4 protein-coding genes and 1 tRNA gene are annotated in these 3792 nt (G+C 69.9%); 2 read left to right on the top strand and 3 right to left on the bottom strand.

Features of this window, described 5'->3' with window-relative positions:
• Window positions 1-146: 146 nt before the first annotated feature.
• The 3 genes from nusG to VFN12_RS01230 form a co-directional block, all read right to left on the bottom strand.
• Window positions 147-992: a transcription termination/antitermination protein NusG gene (gene nusG / locus VFN12_RS01220; RefSeq protein WP_325116720.1), complete on the bottom strand. Its 846-nt coding sequence runs from the start codon at window positions 990-992 to the stop codon at window positions 147-149.
• Between the two features lie 44 nt (window positions 993-1036).
• The gene (gene secE, locus VFN12_RS01225; protein ID WP_325116721.1) at window positions 1037-1279 is read right to left on the bottom strand and encodes a preprotein translocase subunit SecE; all 243 of its coding nucleotides are present in this window, start codon (window positions 1277-1279) and stop codon (window positions 1037-1039) included.
• 48 nt (window positions 1280-1327) lie between these two features.
• Window positions 1328-1400: transfer RNA gene (locus tag VFN12_RS01230), tRNA-Trp, on the bottom strand.
• A 123-nt stretch (window positions 1401-1523) separates the two neighbouring features.
• On the opposite strand from VFN12_RS01230, the gene VFN12_RS01235 reads away from it, so the two are divergent.
• Together VFN12_RS01235 and VFN12_RS01240 are read left to right on the top strand one after the other, a co-directional pair.
• A complete protein-coding gene (locus VFN12_RS01235) occupies window positions 1524-2768 on the top strand; it encodes a pyridoxal phosphate-dependent aminotransferase (protein ID WP_325116722.1) in 1245 nt (414 codons plus the stop codon).
• Between the two features lie 65 nt (window positions 2769-2833).
• On the top strand, window positions 2834-3792 hold a 959-nt coding region (locus VFN12_RS01240), incomplete at its 3' end, for an adenosine deaminase (protein ID WP_325116723.1).

A 3792-nucleotide genomic window follows, 5' to 3' on the forward strand; every position in this document is an offset into this window, starting at 1 on the left:
GGGTTTGGTCCCCCTGCCACTTCTCGTGCAACTTCGAAACCCTACTCAGGTTTCGAGACGCGTCACGCACTTCGCTTCGCTCAGTACGTCGACGCTCCTCAACCTCTTCGCCTTACTCGAGCGGAGCGGAGCTCCGCTCAAAGGGCTCAGACCTTCTGGATCTGGCTGAAGCTGAGCTCGACCGGGGTCTCCCGGCCGAAGATCTCGACGAGGGCCTTGACCCGCTGCGACTCGGCGTTGATCTCGGTGATCGTCGCGTGCAGCGTGGCGAACGGACCGTCCACCACCATGACCGAGTCGGAGACGTCGAAGTCGGCGACCTCGACGGGCTTGCGGGTGGTCGTCCCGGACGCGGCCGGTGCGCCCGCGGCGGCCGCGGCCGCCTCCGTGCTCGCGACCACGGCGGGCGCGAGCATGTTCTCGACCTCGGCCATGCTCAGCGGCACCGGCTGGTGGCTGTGCCCGACGAAGCCGGTCACCGACGGCGTGTGGCGGACGGCGGCCCAGGACTCGTCGGTGAGGTCCATGCGGACCAGGACGTAGCCGGGGAGCACGGTGCGCTTGACCATCTTGCGCTGACCGTTCTTGATCTCCGCGACCTCCTCGGTGGGGACCACGATCTCGTGGATGTAGTCCTCCATGTTGAGGGAGATGATGCGGTTCTCGAGGTTGGACTTCACCCGGTTCTCCATGCCGGAGTAGGTGTGCACCACGAACCAGTCGCCGACCTTCGCCGCGAGCTCGCGACGGAACGCCTCGAGCGGATCGTCGTCCGCGGGCTCCTCGTCGTCCGGCTCGTCGCCGGAGGGCTGCTCCTCCACCGACTCCGCGGCGGCCGGCTCCTCCACGGGCGCGTCCTCGGCCGGCTCGACCGGGGCGTCAGCCTCGTCGACCGGCTCGGGGCTCACCTCTGCGGGGGCCTCGGTGCTCGCCTGGGGAGTCTCCTCGGACTCGACCGGGTCGTACTGCTCCGACACGTCTTGCTCCGTCATCTCGATGTTGCTGTCTGCCGCCGACCCCGGGGTCGCGGCGGCGGTCACTGGGCGTCCTGGCCGGTGAAGATCTCGAAGACGAGCTTCCCGAAGGCCAGGTCGAGTGCAGAGACCAGGGCCATGAAGAAGACCACGAAGACCATCGTGACCAGGAAGTAGGTCACCAGCTGCTCCTGGGTCGGCCACACGACCTTGCGCAGCTCGGCCACGACCTGGCGGTAGAACGTGACCGGACTGGTGCGCTTCTCGGCGCTACCGTCGCGGCGTACCGCCTTGCTCTCGGTCACCGTCTTCACCTTTCCTCGACCGGTTTGATCGACCGTTCCTCTTGCCTGCAGGGCACGAGGGACTTGAACCCCCAACCTTCGGTTTTGGAGACCGATGCTCTGCCAGTTGAGCTAGTGCCCTCCGATGCCTCCCCTGCCGCCGTTGCCGCTTCCGGGCAGGGACGAGCATGTGGAGAACCACCAAAACGGGAGTCTACGGGCAACGGGCTACGGCCGCCAAAGTGCGGCCTCCTAACATGGGCTCATGACCCCAGCGACCCCCGACAAGCCCGCGTCCCAGCCCGTCTCAGGGCCCCGGTCCCACCGCGTCTCCGGGCGCGTGGGCGGCATCGCCGAGAGTGCCACCCTCAAGGTCGACGCCAAGGCCAAGGCGCTCAAGGCCGAGGGGCGACCGGTCATCGGTTTCGGCGCGGGCGAACCGGACTTCGCGACGCCGGACTACGTCGTCGAGGCCGCGGCCGAGGCCTGCCGGGACCCCAAGAACCACCGCTACACCCCGGCCGGTGGCCTCCCGGAGCTGAAGAAGGCCATCGCGGAGAAGACCGCGCGCGACAGCGGGTACGACGTCGAGCCCGCGCAGGTGCTCGTGACCAACGGCGGCAAGCAGGCGATCTACGCGGCGTTCGCGGCCATGCTCGACCCCGGCGACGAGGTGATCGTCCCGGCGCCGTACTGGACGACGTACCCCGAGGCCATCCGGCTGGCCGGTGGCGTCCCGGTCGAGGTGCTCGCCGACGAGACGCAGGACTACAAGGTGACGCCCGAGCAGCTCGAGGCCGCGCGGACCGAGCGGACCAAGGTGCTGCTGTTCGTGTCACCGTCGAACCCCACCGGCTCCGTCTACACCGCCGACGAGATCCGTGAGATCGGTCAGTGGGTCGAGGACCACCAGCTGTGGGTGCTGACCGACGAGATCTACGAGCACCTCGTCTACGACGGGGTCGACACCGGTTCGATGCCCGTGCTGTGCCCCTACCTGGCCGACAACTGCGTCGTGGTCAACGGGGTCGCCAAGACCTACGCCATGACCGGCTGGCGGGTCGGCTGGATGATCGGCCCCCAGGACCTGGTCAAGGCGGCGACCAACCTGCAGTCCCACGCGACCTCCAACGTGGCCAACGTCAGCCAGCGCGCGGCCCTGGCGGCGGTGTCGGGCGACCTGGCCGCGGTCGAGGAGATGAAGGCCGCCTTCGACCGGAGGCGGAGGACCATCGTCTCGATGCTCGGCGAGATCGACGGCGTCGTCTGCCCGACCCCCCAGGGCGCGTTCTACGCCTACCCCCAGGTGAAGGGGCTGCTCGGCAAGGAGTACGGCGGCCGGGTCATCGACACCTCGGCCGACCTCGCCGAGTACATCCTCGAGCAGGTGGAGGTGGCGGTCGTACCCGGTGAGGCGTTCGGCTCGCCGGGCTACCTGCGGCTGTCCTACGCGCTGGGTGACGACGACCTGGTCGAGGGGATCACCCGGCTGCAGAAGCTGTTCAGCTGAGCGCGCCCACCGCAAGTGGCGCTGAAGAGCGCAACCGTGACGAGCACGGAGCGCGAGGTGGGGAGATGAGCCAACAGGCAAGGTCGCTCGCGACCCTGCCCAAGGCTCATCTCCACATGCACTTCACCGGGTCGATGCGGCACCAGACGTTGCTGGAGCTCGCCGAGCGCGACGGCATCCATCTGCCCGACTCGCTCGTCTCGGAGTGGCCGCCGGAGCTGTCGGCGGCCGACGAGAAGGGATGGTTCCGCTTCCAGCGGCTCTACGACGTGGCCCGCTCGGTGCTGCGCACCCCGGACGACGTACGCCGGCTGGTGCGGGAGGCCGCCGAGGACGACGTACGCGACGGCTGCCGGTGGCTGGAGATCCAGGTGGATCCGAGCGGGTACGCCGCCCGTTTCGGCGGGATCACCGCCTTCACCGACCTGGTCCTCGATGCGGTCGCGGCCGCCTCGCGGGAGACCGGGCTGGGCATGGCCGTCGTGATCGCCGCGAACCGGACCCGGCACCCCCTCGACGCGCGGACCCTGGCCCGGCTCGCGGCGCAGTACGCGGGCCGCGGGGTGGTCGGCTTCGGGTTGTCCAACGACGAGCGTCGCGGCACGACGGCGGAGTTCGAGGCGGCGTTCCGGATCGCCGGGCGGGCCGGACTGCGGCTGGTGCCGCACGGTGGCGAGCTGCGGGGCCCCGACCACATCGGGGTGTGCCTCGACGTGCTGGGCGCCGACCGGCTCGGCCACGGCGTCCGGGCCGCCGAGGACCCGGCAGTCCTCGAACGCATCGCGACCTCCGGCGTCGCGCTCGAGGTGTGCCCCGTCTCCAACGTCGCCCTCGGCGTCTACTCCGACCTCACCTCGGTGCCCCTGCCGGAGCTGCTGGCGGCCGGCGCCACGGTTGCGCTCGGGGCCGACGACCCGCTGCTGTTCGGGTCGAGGCTCGAGGGTCAGTACGCCACGATGCGGGCCGCCCACGAGCTCACCGACGAGCAGCTGGCCGAGCTCGCCCGGATGTCCTTCCGCGCCTC

The sequence above is a fragment of the Nocardioides sp. genome, assembly GCF_035703625.1.
Classification (GTDB): domain Bacteria; phylum Actinomycetota; class Actinomycetes; order Propionibacteriales; family Nocardioidaceae; genus Nocardioides.

What these genes read in the sequence shown, in the direction of transcription:
- VFN12_RS01235 (WP_325116722.1), top strand. Translation starts at nt 1,524, where the DNA reads ATGACCCCAGCGACCCCCGACAAGCCCGCGTCCCAGCCCGTCTCAGGG.
- nusG (WP_325116720.1), bottom strand. Translation starts at nt 992, where the DNA reads ATGACGGAGCAAGACGTGTCGGAGCAGTACGACCCGGTCGAGTCCGAG.